The organism is Dactylosporangium sp. NPDC049525 (assembly GCF_040676755.1).
Classification (GTDB): Bacteria; Actinomycetota; Actinomycetes; order Mycobacteriales; family Micromonosporaceae; genus Dactylosporangium.
In genome coordinates this window covers 33,207-49,015 of record NZ_JBFAPO010000072.1, presented here as the reverse complement: position 1 = coordinate 49,015, position 15,809 = coordinate 33,207, and the positions used below count along the sequence as shown (strand labels likewise).

Here is a 15,809-nt window from a genome sequence, read left to right as displayed (position 1 = left end):
GCCCCGGCGGCGGCGTCGTCTCCAACTGCAGCGGCATCGCCCAGAACAACTGGCAATTCACCCAGATCACGGCAACCTTCACCGGGTAGCCGCGAGGTAACACCCGACAGGGGGCTGGTCCTACAGGGCCAGCCCCCTGCTGTTGCTGGGCGCGTGTCCGGAGTTGCTCCACGCGGCTCGGTCAGACCGGCAGTGGTTTCGTGCCGAGGCCTTTGATCGAGGCGCGGGCCTTCTTGCCCGGGTCGAACAGGGCGAAGCAGCGCACGTATCGGTCGCCGGCGTCCCATTGGAACTTGCTGATGCCGTCCCAGACGAGCCCGATGTCCTCGCGGGCGTCGAACTGGGATTGGGTGAGGCCCATGAACTTGGCCACGACCGGATAACACCGGTCGACCGTCCACTTCCTCAGTATGTCGGCGGCGGGGAACGTGCCGCCGCCGCTCATCTGGATGGTGCCGACGAACTCGGCCTCGTGCGGGTTCGTGCAGCCGATCGGGGTCAGCTCGGTGAGGTCGTCCCACCATCCGTCGGACTTCTTGGTGCCCCGCACGTCCAGGCAATGGATCGCCTTCGGCGCGTCCCCGGCCAGCGCACCCTTCAGTGACCCGGAGTTGAACGACATCCGGCTGTACACGTTGTTCAGCGCGAAGACCGAGCAGACGTAGGAGTGCAGACCGCCCTGCCACGGCGCCGGCAGCGGCATCTGCACGTTGATGCCGAGCATGCCGTTGTGCCAGTCGCCGCCGACGTAGTCGCTGACCGCCGCGCTGCAGGCGGTGTACGCCGCCTGGAACCCCTCAGAGCCCGCCGCCGGTGGCTCGGGCGCTTGCCCGGCGCTGCCCTCGACGGTGCCGACCAGGACGACCTCGAGCGTGTGCGCGCGCTCGCACTCGATCGGGGAGGCCGGCACGAACGCCGGGTCGAAGGACGCCTTCGACGGGCTGTCCAGGCACATCCCGACGCTCGGCACGTCGAACTTCGGCGCCGCCATCGGCTGCCAGTCGTCGAGCAGGTTGCCGTCGGTGCCGGCGACGCGCGTGCCGCAGCCCGACACCCCAAGCAACACCCCGACGAGCACGACTGCGATCAGCGCCCGGACAGTCGATGCGATCGTCGTCTTCCCCCGTGAAACCACCGGGCGACTCTCCGCGACCGTGCCCGGCGTTGTCAACGGCCGGGCGGTCATTGCGCCAACCCCGAACGGGCCGGGACAGGCTACGCGGTCAGGTGCGCGCGTCGAGGACGTCGACGACGACGCGCAGCGGGCCGGCCGGCGCCTGCGGATTCACGTCCCGGTCGTACGTCATGTCCGGTGGGACGTCGAGCTGGACGCGGCTGCCGATGTGCACCCCGACCAGCCCGCGGTCGGTGGCACTCGCGGTGATCGTCGGCGCGGTCGCGAGGCGCTCGTCGAACCCGTCGCGCAGCGGCGGGAACTCAGCGCGTGGTTCGCGGCTGCAGGACGGATCAACGCTCGGACTCGGCGACGCGACTGCACGCGAGCTGGTCTGCGCAGGACTGGACGACCGAGTACAGCCCGCCGCTGCCGTGAGCACCAGTGCAGCGAGAGCGGCGGCGACCAGCGGGCCGGAGCGGATGACCATGCAGAGGTGTATACCAGGCGGCGCGTGGTGGAGAGGGCCCACGTGACGATCCGGTCACGTGACGACAACAAAGGGATCGGCGCCGGCGCGCGTCAGCAGGTTCGGAACATCATGATCGGGCATGTCGTGCAGCATCAACGCGGTCTTCCCCTGCTCGAACGCCTCGTGCACCGACCGGCCGAAACCGAGGGCCGAGTAGAAGGCGGCGGCAAAGATCGCGGCCGACCGGTCATCGATCGGTCGGCGCATGCCGACAACGTGATCGATGTGTTGGCCGATTGCCTGCGCCTGGATGTCGGAGTAGCAGGCGTTGAGGACGACTATGCGCACCTCGTTCCTCACGATTCGGAACATCTCAGCGAGCGCGGCCGTGGTGACCGGTCGGCTGTTGCCCTCACCGGCCGACAACGCGATCATGCCGGTCGAGTCTCCGTGACCGCTGAAATGCACAACATGCGGGCGGTGCTCGTTGAGGTGCTGCAGAAGATCCGCGGGACGAACGGCCCAGCGCGTGATGAGTTCGAACACCTCCCGGTCACGCGCCAGCCGCAGCTTCTCGGTGACCTCACGCGCCTCCTCGTCCAGCGCGAGCCGGGCCGTACTGAGCGGGTTCGCGGCGAGCCACAGAATCCGGATCCGTGAACTCCCATCCGGCACCAAGGGCCGGGCGCCGGGCGCACCCTGGATCGCCTTGGCGTTGGTGCCGTACGCCGTCGGGCCGTTGTGCTGCACGGGGCCGTTGAAGGTGAACTCGTCGCCGCCTCTCGACGTCATGCCGATGGTCCCGTCCCGGGTTGGCCGACCTGCTGCGCGAACGACTTGGAGCCGAACGCGGTTGGGCCGTTCATGGTTGCGGAGCCGTTGAAGATGGTCGTGGTCTGCACGCTCATCATCTGCATCCGGAACTCCGAGGTGTCCACCCCGGAGTGCTCGAGATAGTCCAGCACCGTCGACAGGACGGTCTTCTCGACCAGCTTGAGGTACTTGTTCGCGTCGAGGTCCTGCAGGAATGTGAGCCCTTCATCCGCCGCGGCAAGCTCGCGCACGGACACCCGGGCCCCGTGCTCGTACAAGCGGAACAGCTTTGCGTCCTCGCGCGCCACTCGGGCCCAGTAGCTGATGAAGGCGATCTGGCGTAGGTGCCGCCAGAGGCGAGCGGGCGCGGCAGCGGAATTGAGCCAGTCCGACAGCACGGCGGGCAGGGACCGCGCGACGAGGTACCCCATTGCCGGCCGGAGCCGGTCGACGAGGCGGTACCGGTCCGCGACGGGCGGTAGGACACTGCGGATGAACTCGATGTACAGCTTGCCGCCCTCGACCGCCACGTGGACGAACGCCGAGATGACGACGTCCTGCGCCTGCGCCGGCAGGGCGACGCTGCCGTCCTGCATGTGCACGTCACGCCCGTCGACGGCGACGAGAACGTGCAGGTAGTAGCGGATTCCGCCCTGTGGCTGCTCGGTGATGGCAGCGATCGCCTCCGGCGAGGCGATCTGTAGCGGCGTGTGGTGGTGCGGGTCGATGAGCGGGTCACCGTGAGGGCGCTCCCCATCGGCGACGATCCGGTCGAGGAGACGGACACCTGGGACCCGCTGGTGCGGCGGCAGCGCCGGGTCATGCAGCCGCAGCAGCGACGCGCGGATGAGGTGCTGCAGCTGCGCCGCCGAGATGGTGCGCGGGTCGAAGGCGTCGCGGGTGAAGCGTTCCTCGCCGTGCCGGCCGCCGTCACGGACCGCGGCGCCCTGCAGCAGCACGGCCATCGACCACTGCAGCTCGCTCTGGCCGGCGCCCATGAACGGGTCGCGCGAATGCAGGGAGACGTTGCCGCGCTGGGCCCCGGCCAGCCAGGCGACCCGCTGCTCGACCCGGGCGCTCGACAGGCCGGGCAACGGCGCTGTAGTACCGGGTGCGAGCGTCTGGGTGAGCGTGTGCAGGCTGCGTACCCGGGTGACGAGCGCGACCACCACGGTCGCGAGGGCGAGCATGAGCGGCAGGCTGAAGATCAGCATCAACAGCGACGTGTTGTACAGCTCCGAAACCCGGCTGGACAGATCACCGGTGGCGTCACCGGTGTCATAGGGGTCATATGGGGAGGCCGCCGGCTGCTCGGACTGCGCCAAGAGCAGCAGGGGGCTCGCCGTGCTGCTGCAGCAGTACAGCACCACCGACAACGCGATCAACGTCCAGCCGGACCGCGCCTGCAAGCGGTAGCCGCGCCGCTCCCGCCGCAGCCGGCGGATGCCGGCGGCAAGGGCGAGCCAGGCGAGCGTGGCACCCGGCACCAGCACGAGCCCGACCACGACGACAAGGGTCAACAGAGCCTCGCGGACGACGAGCATCCGTCGGGCCCGGAATGAGTGGCGGATCACCGGCTCGACGTCGAAGCCGAGGGAAAGCGGCACGGAACGCTGGTCGTCCCCGGTGGTCTCGCCGATGACCTGGTACGCGAAGTCGTCGTTGAGGTAGGCGGCCGCGCACAGCCGGCGGGTGGTGTCGTTCAGCGGCGGCCGGTGCCCGGCGGCGGGGTGCGCAAAGAGCTGCCGCCGCCCATCGACTGGCCGAGGCTGGCCGGGAACGACTGGGTAGCTCGACTGGGCCGTCGTCATCGGCGCGGTCCGACCGTGATCACCAACGCGGACTCGACAAAGCGCTTCGGCCGACCCGTCAGTCGCGACCGCGCCTGTTCATCCGCCGGTGTCGGTGTCGGGGTCTGCGAATCATCATCCACTGTCATGCGGCGTCCTCTCGGCGTGCTTCCTACGCACACCTGACGGACGGGCCTGCGGCGTCCTCACATCGACGAGAGTGCCGGCCGGTCAGTGCCCGCTCATGTCGCCGAGCAGTGCGCTGCCTGCCGGGCCACTGAACTGCCGAGATGTGCGCGGAGAGCCGTGGTGATCTCGCCGTGGAACTGAGGACTTGACCGTCGCGGACGGGCGCAGGTACCGTCCGCATCGGTAGCAGCGATCAGTCTGGGTCGCTGATTCGTGAGGTGTCGAGGTCACTCCACTTCACATGTTGCCTCTTCATGCAGTGCCGGTCGACGGCACCTGCTGACCACCCACCCTTGTTGCCCGGCATCCCTTTCAAGGAGTCTCCATGTCCGCATCCGATGACCAGCTGCGCGCCTCCGTACGCCAAGGCTGGCAGGCCGCACGTCGAGCCGATCCCGCCCCCACCGTCCGGTACTTCGAGGAGTTGCTGGCCCAGCATCCGGACAGCGCGTTCGCGCGATACCAGTGCGCCCGCGCCCACGACTTCGCCGGTGAACCTCACCTCGCCGCACCGCTGTACGAGCAGGCATTCGCAGCCGGCCTGCCGAGAGCGGAACTGCGTCGAGGGCTGACCAGCTACGGCAGCACCCTGCGCAACCTGGAGCGCTTCGACGAGGCGGTCACGGTGCTCGAACGCGCGCACAGCCTGTTTCCCGACGATGTGCTCATCCTGTGCTATCTCGCGCTGGCCCTGCACAGCGCCGGCCAGCCGGCACGCGCCTTGGCCTGCCTGCTCGACCTGATCATGGCCCGAGTTGACGACCCCGACCTGCATGCCAACCGGTGGGCACTGGGCAACTACGCCGCGGCCCTCATCCACGGCACGTGGTCGCCTGACGGAGCGAAGTCACTCGAACTGCTCGGGCCGCTGCTGGACAGCACCAGCGCCGACCAGACAGCCTCCACCCGCTCCAACTGACCGAGAACCGAGGCCGGCACCCGTCCCACCCCCATGATCCGATTGACCGCGGTCTTCTCCGGTGAGGATCGGCACTGAGCGATGGCCGGGGAAGGCTCGGCGGTCACGGGGCAGACGAACGGGCGTAGATCACGAAGGCGGTCAGCAGCACGATCGGGGCGAGGATGCCGGCAAGCACCTGCGGGCGGCGCAGCAGCGGCCGGCCGGCGTCCATCGGCTGGACGGGTGCGGCGCCCGGCTGCGCGGCCGGGGCAGCCAGCCCTGTCACCTTCGTCATGGCCGCCCAGTTGAGCAGCAGGACGAACAGCGCGACCACGGAGAAGATGCCGTACCAGCCGAACGTGAACATCTTCTGCTGGAGGTTCCGGAAGACAGCAGTGCCGCAGTCGCGGCAGAACGGGCCCGGGCTCCGGGTGTAGCCGATCCAGATCAGCACGGACTGGACGGCGCGGAACTTGGTGTCCGCGGCCGGGACCGCACCGCAGCAGCGACACTGCAGGACCGGCGTCGGCGGGCCCGGGTCCGCGCCGGATGCTGACGCGTAAGCGGTGAGGCTGCCGGCGGCGCCGGTGGAAAGGCGGTGCATCACCTGCTGCACGGGCCGGATCCGGGCGCCGTCGGGCAGGTCCAGGGCGGCGTGGTCGCCGTCGCGGACCCAGGCGCCGCCCAGCTGGCGCCGGATCACTTCGCCGACATAGCCGCCCAGCATCGACAACCGGGTGTCCAGGTCCTTGCCGAGCAGGCCGCGCGGGCGCGGGCGGCCGTCCGGCGCCTCGGTGCTCAGGAACCGCTCGATCTCCCACAGTGACGACGGCGAGAAGTCGGCGCGGTAGCCGGCACCCGTCAGCGCGGCCGCGGTCCAGTCCGCGCCCGCGCGCACGTCGTTGTCGATGCCCACGGGCACGATCTTGGCACACGCATGTGTCGACCCGTGGACCTGTCTCGCCGCGCTTGATCTTCGGCCTTTAGGCTGCCCGCATGCCATACATGCCAGATCTTGGCGCGTTGTTGAACGCCGGGTATCGCGTGGAGCGTGACGGGCTCACCTACGTTGTCGAGCCCCACGATCTTGGGCCGGTCGTCCTGCCGACCGGCAAGGTCGTGGCCTGCGACCCGCTGATCGCGCACACGACGCCGTTCGTCGACGCGGTGACGCCGGGCCGGTACGACCTGCGGGCCTGGGTGGCGGTGCTGCACAAGGACGGCGCCGAGTGGCAGCGCCGGATCGCCGCGCTGCAGCTGGTGGTGGCGGACACGCCGACCGCGTCCTGGACCATGGCGTTGCTGCCGGGCCAGGATCCCACGTCGCTCGGCAATGACGACTTCTTCGGTTACGCCGTCGGCGCCGGTACCGCGACGCTGGCCGACCAGGTCGCGATCGAGCTGCTGAACGAGTGGGACTACGACCAGCTCGACGAGGTGTTCATTCCAGCGCAGATTCCGGACGACCCGATCGAAGCCGTCATCGGCGCGGTCATCGACGAGCCGACGGCGGCGAACGTGTACGTCGTCGGCGCCGGCTGGGGCGACGGCAGGTACGCGACCTACGTCGGCCGCGCTGAGGACGGGCAGATCACGACCTTCGTCACCGACTTCCGCGTGGTGCCGCTCGCCTAGCGTCGCGGGTTGGCGGGGTGCCCGACGTTGCGCACTCGTCTAGGTCCTGGCCAGGCGTTCGGACAGGCGGGCCTTCGCCGCCGGCCACTCGGCCTGGTGGATCGCGTACAGGAGCAGGCCCGGCTCGCCGGCGACCTCCGGTTCGGGGCCGATCAGGGTGGCCCCGATGCGCGCGATCGCCTCTCGTGAGCGGAGGTTCCCCGCACCGATGCGCCAGACCACGGCGGTGTAGCCGAGCGTCTCGAAGGCGTAGGTCATCGTGAGGAGCTTGGTTTCGGTGTTCGCCGCGGTGCGCCACCACTTCCTGCCGAACCAGGTGCCACCGATCTCGATGCGGCCGTCGCCGCGATGCCAGCTGTGCAGATTCGTGGTGCCGATCGCCGCGCCCTCGTCGCGGCCCAGCACGGCGAACGCGACGCGCTTCCGGTCCTCGACGTCCTTGAGGCGCCTGGAGACGATCTCGTGCAGGTCCGATTCGGTACGCGGCGTCGGCGCGCTCAGCCAGCGCCAGACCTCGTCGTCCCGGCCGCCCGCCGCGAACAGGGCGGGAACATGGGACAGTGCGAGCGGCTCGAGACGTACGAAGCGGCCTTCAAGGACCGTCAATTCAGGAGCCAACGGCATGACGGCGACGCTACCGGCAGTCGTTCGGGTGCGCGGAGGAACCCGGGGCGTCCCTGTTGCCCCGTAACATGTGGCCGGTGGGGTGGGAGGCACTCGGGCAGTGGGGTGAAGACGCCGCGCGCATCGAACCGCTCGCTGGCGGGGTCGCCAACGACGTGTGGAGCGTGTGTGTCAACGGGCGTCTCGCGGTCGGTCGACTCGGCTCCAGGAGCGACGCTGATCTCGCGTGGGAGACCGAGCTCATGCAACACCTTGACCGTGAAGGTCTGACCGTGCCGGTGCCGATCCCGACCACGGACGGCCGGCTGTTCGCCGACGGTCTCGTGGTGATGACCTACCTGGAGGGCGGACCTCCCGAGACGCAGGCGGACTGGCGTCGCGTGGCCGGCGTGCTCCGCGAGCTGCATCGGTTGACGCAGGGCTGGCCGCAGCGCCCAGGCTGGCGATCCTCGACCGACCTCCTGCACGTCGAGACCGGGACGAGAATCGACCTGGGCGCGATGCCCCCGCAGAGCGTTGCTCGATGCCGGGCGGCGTGGGCGCGGCTCACCGGACGTCAGACCTGCGTCGTGCACGGCAACCCCAACAACCCTGGCAACGTCCGCGTGACCGCGGATCAGGTCGCGCTGATCGACTGGGACGAGTCGCACGTCGACGTCCCCGACCTCGACCTGGTGCTGCCCGGCAACGCCGCCGGCCTCGACGACCCCGCACACGACGTCGCCGCGCAAGCCTCGGCCGCCTGGGACGCCGCCGTCTGCTGGGGCGGCGAGTACGCAGTCAAGCGGCTCGCCGAAGTCCGACCGGCCTGACCGGCCTGACCGGCCTGACCGGCCTGACCAGGCATGGTCGCAGCACGTCGGATGGTGCGGCGAGGATGATCAGCGCGGCCGACCCCGGCGACCTGTGCGTGCGGCCGGCACTCCTCATTGGTCGTGGGCTTCCAGCAGCGCCGCGCCCTGGGCCCACTCGATTCGGTACTTCTTGGCCTGGTGCAGTCCCCGAGCCGCGTCGACCGGCCGGCCCTGCGTGCCGCGCGCGGCGATGCGGTGGTCAGCGCCCCGATCGAGCAGGTGCTGCAGGACGCGGCAGCGGGCGGTCTGCTGCTCGGCCGGCCACGGTGTGGTGCCGGTGGCCGCCGCGTACCACAGCGCGGTGCGTCCGACGTTGTCCACGGCGTTGAGCGGGCAGCCGGCGGCGAGAAGCCTGTCGATGACCTCCACAGCATCCGCGGCAGCGCCGACTCCGCCGCGGGCCACCTCGTGCAGCGGCGTGGTGTTGCAGGTCGTAAGGGCCCCGGCGTCCGCGCCGGCGGCCAGCAGCACCGCGACGGCCTCGGCCGCCGCCATCCCGGCGGCGACGTGCAACGGCGTGTACCTGCGGTAGTTGCCGGCGTCCACGACGGCGCCCGCGGCGATCAGCCGGGCCACCTCCGGCCCGTCGCCCGCCTGGGCGGCAACGTGCAGCGGACCCTCTCGCAGCGCGTCCATGCCTGCACCCTAACTTTGCTCGATCCTCGCCGAACCCGTCGTCGGTTGCCCCGGTCGCACCACGTTCAGGTTCGGGCGTTTTACAGTGCCGGCACGGCGCCGACCTGCTTCACGTGGCGCAGGGCCGGGGCGGTCTCGACGCGTTCGACGCCGGGCAGCGGGCCGATGCGGTGGGTGAGGTACTCGTACAGGCCGGCCATGTCGGGGCAGATGACGGTGGCGACGAGGTTGGTGGCGCCGGTCGTCGCGGCCGCGAACACGACCTCCCGGTGGCCGGCCAGGGCCCGGCCGACGGTCTCCAGGTGCGCGGGGGCGACGGACATCCACAGCAGGATCCGGGCGTTGTAGCCGAACAGGACCGGGTTCACCTCCACGTCGAAGAACAGCGCGCCGGTGCGCAGCAGGTGATCGAGGCGGCGGCGGACGGTCGACTCCGACCAGCCGGTGGCGGTGGCGAGCTCGGGCAGGCCGGTGCGGCCGTCGCGGGCGAGGGCGGCGACGAGGGGCTGGTCGGAGTCGAGCAGCACGGCGGGGCCCTCGTCGGACGGTGGCAGCACCGCGGCGGCCTGCTCCGGGGTGAGGGCGGTCGGTCCGGAGGGGTCGACCGCGCCGCCGGCGAAGTAGTGGATCAGGCAGTGTGCGCGCACGGACACGATCCGCGGGGTGTGCGGCAGCTTCTGCAGCAGCAGGGCGTCGCGGTCGGCGGTGCCCGGGTTCTGCACGATGCAGGTCACCTCGGTGCCGCCGGAGGCGATGGTGACCCAGGTCGTGTCGGGTCGGCGGGCGAGGGCCTCGCCGATGGCCGACGCCCCGCCTGGGGTGCTCTGCACCCGGATCATCCACTTGTCGTAGCCGAGCCGGATGCCGTTGGGCAGGCCGACGACCCGCACCCCTGCCTCGGCGCGCAGGCGGCGGAACCGCCTGGCCACCGTCTGGTCCGAGACGCCCAGGATCTCGGCGATCCGGCTGAAGCCGGCCCGCCCGTCGACCCGTAACGCGTCCACGATCTGCCGGTCCAGCGTGTCGATTTCCACCAGCCCACCGTAGCCGACGTCGAATTTCGCCATCTTCCTTCTGCTGGCTTCGCGTGGCGGTCACCGATACCGCAGAGTCGTCGGCATGCGGAAATGGTCTCCCCTGATAGCCGTGTCCATCGGCACGTTCATGCTGCTCGTCGACGTCACGATCGTGACGGTGGCCCTGCCGGCCATCGCCGAGGACCTGCACGCCTCGCTCGACGGGCTGCAGTGGGTCCTCGACGGGTACGCCCTGGCGCTCGCGGCGCTGCTGCTCGGCGCGGGTGCCCTGGCCGACCGGCACGGCCGGCGCCGGATGTATCTCGCCGGGACGGTGGTGTTCGCCGCCGCGTCGCTGCTGTGCGCGGTCGCCAACAGCGCCGGCGTCCTGGTCGGGGCGCGGTTCCTGCAGGGCATCGGCGGGGCCGCGATGTTCGCCACCACCGTGGCGCTGCTCAGCGTCACGTACAGCGGCAAGGACCGCGGGATCGCGTTCGGCGTGTGGGGTGCGGTCAACGGCGCCGCCGCGGCGGCCGGCCCGATCGTCGGCGGGCTGCTCACCGAGCACCTCGGCTGGCGCTGGATCTTCCTGGTCAACCTGCCCGTCAGCCTGCTCGCGGTGTGGTTCACGGTCCGCGGCATCACCGAGTCCAAGGGTCGCACCGACGCCCGCTTCGACCTGCCGGGCACCGTCACGTTCACGCTCAGCGCGGCCGCGGTCACCTACGGCCTCATCCGCGGCGGCGAGGCCGGCTGGACCGCCCCGTCGACGCTGACCGCGTTCGGCGTCTCCGCAGCCGCGCTCGTCGTGTTCGTGCTGGTGGAGCGGGCCACCGACCATCCGATGCTGGACCTGCGCCTGTTCCGCCGCGTGTCGTTCAGCACCCTGATGATCGCGGCGGTGCTCGCGCAGGCGGCGGCGTTCGCGTACCTGCCGTTCGTCACCGTGTGGTTGCAGCAGTTCCTCGGCAAGGGACCGGTCGACGCGGGGCTGCTCGGCGCGCTGCCGTTGAGCGTCGCGTCGTTCGTCGTCGCCGCGTTCGGCGGCCGGCTCCTGCAGCGGGTCGCTCCCCGGTGGTCGATCGGGGTGGGGCTGCTGCTCGTCGGCGCCGGCGACCTGCTGCAGGCGCGGCTGACCGCGACCAGCCCGGGGACGGCGTTGATCCCCGGCCTGATCGTCGCCGGCGTCGGTGTCGCGATGGTGCTGCCGGTCCTCGCGTCGGCGGCGCTCGCGGCGGCGCCGCCGGAGCGCAGCGGCATGGCCAGCGGCGCGGTGAACACGTTCCGGCAGCTCGGGTTCGCCCTCGGCGTGGCCGTGTTCGGTGCCGTGTTCAGCCACCGCCTGGCCGCACACCGCGACCCGCGCGCGGGCGTCGCCGACGCGCTGGACCAGACGCTGCTCGTCGCCGGGATTCTCGCCCTGGCGGCAGGCGTGCTGGTGATGCTGTTCGTCCGCCGCGAAGCCGCCGCGGGGGCGGGGGCGGAGGCGGGCCCGGGGACGGTCACGTCAGGCGGGGATGGGCCGCAGGTCCGGCTCGACCCAGCCGCTTCTGGCGGCCACTGACGCGAGGGTGCGGCTGCGGTAGAAGTGGCTCAGCAGCCGCTTGTCGAGCAGGTCCGGGCACCGGGTGAGGAAGGCGTCGAAGTCGTCCTCGCCCGGGTCCGCATGGCAGGCGACGAGCTCGACCCAGGCGCGGCTGATGGTGGCGTGATATTTCTGCGGCGCGCCGGCGTACCTGGCGGTGCGCCGGATCCCGTCGCTGATCACGTCCACGGCCTCGGCGGTGCCGAAGCGGCGCACGGCCAGCCAGGTGACGTGCACGTGCTCCCGGTGCCCGAACCGGCCGGTGTCGCCGACCACCTCGGCGAACAGCGCGTCGAACGCAGTGCTCATCGCGCCACCTCCGCGAACAGCGTCGGATGCGGCGCTCATCGGGTCAGCGCCCGCAGGACGGCCAGGGCGCCTTCGACGGCCGAGGCGGGCAGGCCCGCGAGCGTCTCGGCTTCGAGGTCGGCGATGGCTCGGGTGATGACGGCCGCGGTGGCGGCGCCGTCGTCGGTGAGGGTGATGAGGACGGCGCGGCGGTCGCCGGGGCGGGCGCCGCGGGTGATGAGGCCACGCCGTTCGAGCCGGTCCAGGACGCCGGTGAGCGTGGTGGGCCGGCTGCCGACGGCGGCGCCGAGCTCGGAGACGGTGCGGCCGGTGCCGTCGGCGAGGTTGCCGAGGGCATTGAGCTCCGACGGGGTCAGGTCCAGGTCGACCAGGCGCGCCGAAAGGACCTGCAGGGTGGCGTGCGTGGCACGCTGCAGCTCAAGTATCACGGTTTCGGATTATACGGATCCGTAGTATCAGGGCAAGGCTTTTATCCAGTCGTCGTCGAGGTGCTCGGCGTACGGGCCGCCGGGCGGGTCCACCACCCAGACGTGGATCATCTCCGGCAGCGTCGTGGCGAACGTGAACCCCGGGCACGACCCGAACGGTGATACCACGCCGAACCCGGGCGGCAGCAGGCCGACGCACACGTCGTGGGCGTGCCACCGGGTGTCGGCGCCACCGATCGCCGGGCCGGCCGCGCCGGCGACCGGCACCTGGAACACCACCCCGAGCAGCCGCGCCCGGTCGCCGCGGACGGCGTACACGAGCTGTTCCGGCGCCGCGGGGTCGAGGATCCGGTCGTCGTTCTGGTGGCCCTTGTGCTCGAAGTGCACCTGCGTCCCGGTCCGGGAACCGGTCACGCGGTACCCGTCGGCCTCCGCCGCGGCCAGGGTCGCGTACCGGGTGGTGGACGCGCGGACCTGCGCGGCGAGGTCCCGGGCCGCGGCCCGTTCGACGGCGCTCGGCGGCGGGCCGGCCGGGCGCTGCACCGTGCCGGCCTGGATGCGGTCGACGCCCTCGTGGTCGTGTCCGGCGATCGACACCACCCACATCGCGGTGCCGAACACGAACACCAGCGCGACGGTGCCCACCCGCGCCAGGGCCCGCCGGCAGGAGATGGACAGCAGCGCCAGCTCCAGCACCGCCACCGTCAGGCCGACCTGATCGGGGGTCGCCGCCCGTACCCCGGACGCCGCGACGAACAGCAGCAGCTGGGCCGTCACCAGGAACCCGCTCTGCACCCGCCACGACCGGCCGCCGAGGCACCGCACGGCCAGCCAGCCGAACAGCCCGGCGGACAGTACGGACCCGAACCACGGCGGGAGTCCCAGATGGACGATGGCGAGAGTGCCGAGCAGGCCCGAGCACCACCGCTCCTCCAACGCCGCGGCCCGCCAGCGCCGCACCTGGACGAGCAGCAGCGGCGAGGCGAGGAGGCACAGCAGGCCGACGCGGTGCTCGGGGGCGATGCCGAGCCAGAAGTCACGCACGGGCGGTCACCCGCCGGGCACACAGGACGAGCACCGTCGCAGGCAGGGCGAGGGTGGTGAGCAGGCCGGTGAGGTTCACCGTGAAGTCCAGCTGGGGCAGGAACCCGAGCAGCAGCTGCAGCTGCCAGCCGCCGACCGCGAGGACCTCGGCGACGATGACGGTGACGAGCGCCCACCGGCGGCGTTCCAGCAGCGCGCCGAGCGTCATGAGCAGCGCGGCATGCGCGACCGGCACGATCGCGTACACGGGGTTGAACCCCATCAGCGTGAGCACGCCGAGGGTACTGGTGAGCCCGAACGCCCCCTGCAGCACGAGCAGTCCCCGCAGCACGGCCATACCGTGCAGCGTCGCCCCCGACGATGAGCCGGGGATGAGCGGGAGTTAAGAAGACGATGAGAGCGGCAGGTCGGCGACGAACGACGCGCCGCCGGTGGCGTTGTTCGCCGCGACGATCGTGCCGCCGTGCGCGTCCACGATGGACAGTGCGATGGCGAGGCCGAGGCCGGCGCCGGGGCCGGTGCGGGCCTCGTCGCCGCGGTGGAACCGTTCGAAGATCTGCCGCTCGGCGCCGGGCGGGATGCCGGTGCCGTCGTCGGTGACGTTGAGCTGCGCCCGGTCGCCGCGCTGGGTGACGGTGACCCACACGTTGCCGCCGGCCGCGGAGTACTTCACCGCGTTGTCCAGCAGGATCCACACCAGCTGGGTGAGCGCGTCGAGGGAGCCGTGCACCGGCGGCGTGGGCGTGATCGCGCGGTGGAAGCTGCGGTCCGGGTGCTGCGCCTCCGCCTGCCGGCACACGTCGGTGACCAGCGCCCCCAGGTCCACCGGGGCGAGGTCGAGCCCCGCGGCGTCGGACCGGGCGAGGGTCAGCAGGTGCTCGACGAGCCGGCTCATCCGGGCGCTCTCCCCCGCGATGTCCCGCACCGCCGCGGCCACGTCCTCGGGCGCCGCGTCGGGATGCCGTTGCAGGAACCCGGCGTTGTTGCGGATCGTGGTGAGCGGCGTGCGCAGCTCGTGCGACGCGTCGGCGACGAACCGCCGCTGCGCGGCGTAGCTGCCCTGCAGCCGTTCCATCATCGTGTTGAACGCGGCGGTGAGCCGGCCCACGTCGTCGCGGACCGGCACCGGCGGCAGCCGCCGGGTGAAGTCCTGCTCCCGGCCGATCTGCTCGACGTGCCCGGTCAGCTGCCGCAGCGGCCGCAGCGCCCGGCCGGTGACGAGCCACGTCGCGCCGGCCGCCGCGGCGAGGGCGAGGACGGCGTAGACGAAGACGAGCACGAACAGGCCACGCCGGTCGTCGGTGACCTTCCGGGTCGTCTGCGCGGCGACGACGTGCCCGCCGGCGGTCTCGCGTACCGCGACCCGCACCGGCACCCCAATGTCCACAGTGGACTGTCGTTGGTGGAGCGTCGCCGCCGGTACCGACGGGAAGCCGCCGTCCAGAGTGCCGGTGCTGAACAGGACCCGGCCTTGCGGGTCCACGACCATGACGAAGATGTCGGCGCTGGTGCGCACGTCGACGGACGCCGGCGCCGGGCCCTGCGCGGCGGGCGGCAGGCCGGTCAGTGACCGCGCGACCACGTCGGCGCGGGCGGCCAGTGCGGTGTCCTGCCCGGCGGCCGCACCGGCGGCGAGCAACAGGTACACCGCGGCGCAGAACAGCCCGAGGACGGCACCGGCGACGCCGAGCCCGAACAGGGTGATCCTCAGCCGGATCGACATCAGCCGCCCCCGGCCCGCAGGACGTAGCCGACACCACGGATCGTGTGCAGCAGCCGCGGCTCGCCGAGCTTCGCCCGCAGGTACCCGACGTAGACGTCGACGACGTTGCTGCCGGTGGCGAAGTCAATGCCCCACACCGCTTCGAGCAGCTGCGCCCGGCTCAGCACCTGCCGCGGGTGGGTGAGGAAGTGCTCGAGGAGCCGGAACTCCAGCGCGGTCAGGTCGAGGACGACCTCGCCGCGCCGGCACTCGTGCGCACCCGGGTCCAGCCACACGTCCCGGAACTCGAGCCGCTCCGGTCGGACCCGCCGCAGCAGCGCCCGCACCCGGGCGAGCAGCTCGTCGTATTCGAACGGCTTGACGAGGTAGTCGTCGGCGCCGGCGTCGAGACCCTCGACGCGGTCGGCGGTGGCGTCGCGGGCGGTGAGCATGAGCACCGGCAGGTCCCGGTCGGTCGCCCGCAGCCGCCGGCACACCCCGACCCCGTCGAGCCCGGGCAGCATCCGGTCGAGCACCACGAGGTCGGGCCGCTCCGCGGCGACGGCGTCGAGCGCCGCCGGGCCCGTGGCGGCGACGGTGACCCGGTAGCCGCCGTAGACCAGGGCACGGCGCAGCGAGTCCGCGAGGGGCGGATCGTCGTCGACCACCAGCACGTGCACCACGGCACGCATCGTAA

At 71.6% G+C, this 15,809-nt stretch carries 17 protein-coding genes and 1 pseudogene; 4 read left to right on the top strand and 14 right to left on the bottom strand.

Annotation, left to right across the window (positions count from 1 at the left end):
- Nucleotides 1–181: 181 nt before the first annotated feature.
- The 4 genes and pseudogenes from AB0K00_RS50735 to AB0K00_RS50720 form a co-directional block, all read right to left on the bottom strand.
- Nucleotides 182–1,135 carry a septum formation family protein gene (locus tag AB0K00_RS50735; protein WP_363537886.1) on the bottom strand — a complete coding sequence of 318 codons (954 nt, stop codon included), beginning with the start codon at nucleotides 1,133–1,135 and terminating at the stop codon, nucleotides 182–184.
- A gap of 88 nt (nucleotides 1,136–1,223) precedes the next feature.
- Nucleotides 1,224–1,367: pseudogene (locus AB0K00_RS50730) on the bottom strand (peptidylprolyl isomerase); the annotation flags it as partial.
- A gap of 291 nt (nucleotides 1,368–1,658) precedes the next feature.
- Nucleotides 1,659–2,378, bottom strand: a complete 720-nt coding sequence (locus AB0K00_RS50725) for a CHAT domain-containing protein (protein WP_363537884.1) — start codon at nucleotides 2,376–2,378, stop codon at nucleotides 1,659–1,661.
- Nucleotides 2,375–4,210, bottom strand: a complete 1,836-nt coding sequence (locus AB0K00_RS50720) for a hypothetical protein (RefSeq protein WP_363537882.1) — start codon at nucleotides 4,208–4,210, stop codon at nucleotides 2,375–2,377. The genes AB0K00_RS50725 and AB0K00_RS50720 overlap by 4 nt, the downstream gene beginning before the upstream one ends.
- Nucleotides 4,211–4,703: 493 nt before the next feature.
- Here AB0K00_RS50720 and AB0K00_RS50715 point away from each other — a divergent pair, with 493 nt between their 5' ends.
- Nucleotides 4,704–5,297, top strand: coding sequence for a tetratricopeptide repeat protein (locus AB0K00_RS50715; RefSeq protein ID WP_363537880.1), 594 nt, complete (start codon nucleotides 4,704–4,706; stop codon nucleotides 5,295–5,297).
- A 103-nt stretch (nucleotides 5,298–5,400) separates the two neighbouring features.
- On the opposite strand, the gene AB0K00_RS50710 is transcribed toward AB0K00_RS50715, so the two are convergent.
- Nucleotides 5,401–6,195 (bottom strand): hypothetical protein, encoded by a 795-nt coding sequence (locus AB0K00_RS50710; RefSeq protein WP_363537878.1) that lies wholly within the window; start codon nucleotides 6,193–6,195, stop codon nucleotides 5,401–5,403.
- Nucleotides 6,196–6,275: 80 nt separating this feature from the next.
- Between AB0K00_RS50710 and AB0K00_RS50705 the strand changes: the two genes are divergently transcribed.
- A complete protein-coding gene (locus tag AB0K00_RS50705; RefSeq protein ID WP_363537877.1) occupies nucleotides 6,276–6,914 on the top strand; it encodes a DUF4241 domain-containing protein in 639 nt (212 codons plus the stop codon).
- Nucleotides 6,915–6,953: 39 nt separating this feature from the next.
- Here the strand turns inward: AB0K00_RS50705 and AB0K00_RS50700 are convergent, their stop codons facing one another.
- A complete protein-coding gene (locus AB0K00_RS50700; RefSeq protein ID WP_363537875.1) occupies nucleotides 6,954–7,538 on the bottom strand; it encodes a GNAT family N-acetyltransferase in 585 nt (194 codons plus the stop codon).
- A 77-nt stretch (nucleotides 7,539–7,615) separates the two neighbouring features.
- Here AB0K00_RS50700 and AB0K00_RS50695 point away from each other — a divergent pair, with 77 nt between their 5' ends.
- The gene (locus tag AB0K00_RS50695) at nucleotides 7,616–8,350 is read left to right on the top strand and encodes a phosphotransferase (RefSeq protein ID WP_363537873.1); all 735 of its coding nucleotides are present in this window, start codon (nucleotides 7,616–7,618) and stop codon (nucleotides 8,348–8,350) included.
- Nucleotides 8,351–8,464: 114 nt separating this feature from the next.
- On the opposite strand, the gene AB0K00_RS50690 is transcribed toward AB0K00_RS50695, so the two are convergent.
- Both AB0K00_RS50690 and AB0K00_RS50685 read right to left on the bottom strand, forming a co-directional pair.
- Nucleotides 8,465–9,028 (bottom strand): ankyrin repeat domain-containing protein, encoded by a 564-nt coding sequence (locus AB0K00_RS50690; RefSeq protein WP_363537871.1) that lies wholly within the window; start codon nucleotides 9,026–9,028, stop codon nucleotides 8,465–8,467.
- 80 nt (nucleotides 9,029–9,108) lie between these two features.
- The gene (locus AB0K00_RS50685) at nucleotides 9,109–10,095 is read right to left on the bottom strand and encodes an Lrp/AsnC family transcriptional regulator (RefSeq protein WP_363537869.1); all 987 of its coding nucleotides are present in this window, start codon (nucleotides 10,093–10,095) and stop codon (nucleotides 9,109–9,111) included.
- A gap of 79 nt (nucleotides 10,096–10,174) precedes the next feature.
- On the opposite strand from AB0K00_RS50685, the gene AB0K00_RS50680 reads away from it, so the two are divergent.
- Nucleotides 10,175–11,608, top strand: a complete 1,434-nt coding sequence (locus tag AB0K00_RS50680) for an MFS transporter (protein WP_363537867.1) — start codon at nucleotides 10,175–10,177, stop codon at nucleotides 11,606–11,608.
- Here the strand turns inward: AB0K00_RS50680 and AB0K00_RS50675 are convergent.
- From AB0K00_RS50675 to AB0K00_RS50650, 6 genes are read right to left on the bottom strand one after another with little or no spacing between them, the layout of a single operon-like run.
- Nucleotides 11,552–11,938 carry a hypothetical protein gene (locus tag AB0K00_RS50675; RefSeq protein WP_363537865.1) on the bottom strand — a complete coding sequence of 129 codons (387 nt, stop codon included), beginning with the start codon at nucleotides 11,936–11,938 and terminating at the stop codon, nucleotides 11,552–11,554. The two genes, AB0K00_RS50680 and AB0K00_RS50675, sit on opposite strands and share 57 nt — an antisense overlap.
- 35 nt (nucleotides 11,939–11,973) lie before the next feature.
- Entirely contained in the window at nucleotides 11,974–12,366 is a 393-nt protein-coding gene (locus tag AB0K00_RS50670; RefSeq protein ID WP_363537863.1) for a MarR family transcriptional regulator, read from the bottom strand.
- A 27-nt stretch (nucleotides 12,367–12,393) separates the two neighbouring features.
- Nucleotides 12,394–13,410: a hypothetical protein gene (locus AB0K00_RS50665; protein ID WP_363537861.1), complete on the bottom strand. Its 1,017-nt coding sequence runs from the start codon at nucleotides 13,408–13,410 to the stop codon at nucleotides 12,394–12,396.
- Nucleotides 13,403–13,747: a hypothetical protein gene (locus tag AB0K00_RS50660; protein ID WP_363537859.1), complete on the bottom strand. Its 345-nt coding sequence runs from the start codon at nucleotides 13,745–13,747 to the stop codon at nucleotides 13,403–13,405. Before AB0K00_RS50660 ends, AB0K00_RS50665 begins: the two co-directional genes overlap by 8 nt.
- 45 nt (nucleotides 13,748–13,792) lie before the next feature.
- The gene (locus AB0K00_RS50655) at nucleotides 13,793–15,133 is read right to left on the bottom strand and encodes a HAMP domain-containing sensor histidine kinase (protein WP_363537858.1); all 1,341 of its coding nucleotides are present in this window, start codon (nucleotides 15,131–15,133) and stop codon (nucleotides 13,793–13,795) included.
- Complete coding sequence (locus AB0K00_RS50650) at nucleotides 15,133–15,792, bottom strand: response regulator transcription factor (RefSeq protein ID WP_363537893.1); 660 nt, start codon at nucleotides 15,790–15,792, stop codon at nucleotides 15,133–15,135. The genes AB0K00_RS50655 and AB0K00_RS50650 overlap by 1 nt, the downstream gene beginning before the upstream one ends.
- Between the last annotated feature and the right edge of the window lie 17 nt (nucleotides 15,793–15,809).

Bases quoted from the DNA above. Each gene is read 5' to 3' on its own strand.
- AB0K00_RS50725 (WP_363537884.1), bottom strand. From the start codon at position 2,378: ATGACGTCGAGAGGCGGCGACGAGTTCACCTTCAACGGCCCCGTGCAG.
- AB0K00_RS50720 (WP_363537882.1), bottom strand. From the start codon at position 4,210: ATGACGACGGCCCAGTCGAGCTACCCAGTCGTTCCCGGCCAGCCTCGG.
- AB0K00_RS50715 (WP_363537880.1), top strand. From the start codon at position 4,704: ATGTCCGCATCCGATGACCAGCTGCGCGCCTCCGTACGCCAAGGCTGG.
- AB0K00_RS50705 (WP_363537877.1), top strand. From the start codon at position 6,276: ATGCCATACATGCCAGATCTTGGCGCGTTGTTGAACGCCGGGTATCGC.
- AB0K00_RS50700 (WP_363537875.1), bottom strand. From the start codon at position 7,538: ATGCCGTTGGCTCCTGAATTGACGGTCCTTGAAGGCCGCTTCGTACGT.
- AB0K00_RS50690 (WP_363537871.1), bottom strand. From the start codon at position 9,028: ATGGACGCGCTGCGAGAGGGTCCGCTGCACGTTGCCGCCCAGGCGGGC.
- AB0K00_RS50685 (WP_363537869.1), bottom strand. From the start codon at position 10,095: ATGGCGAAATTCGACGTCGGCTACGGTGGGCTGGTGGAAATCGACACG.
- AB0K00_RS50675 (WP_363537865.1), bottom strand. From the start codon at position 11,938: ATGAGCACTGCGTTCGACGCGCTGTTCGCCGAGGTGGTCGGCGACACC.
- AB0K00_RS50660 (WP_363537859.1), bottom strand. From the start codon at position 13,747: ATGGCCGTGCTGCGGGGACTGCTCGTGCTGCAGGGGGCGTTCGGGCTC.
- AB0K00_RS50655 (WP_363537858.1), bottom strand. From the start codon at position 15,133: ATGTCGATCCGGCTGAGGATCACCCTGTTCGGGCTCGGCGTCGCCGGT.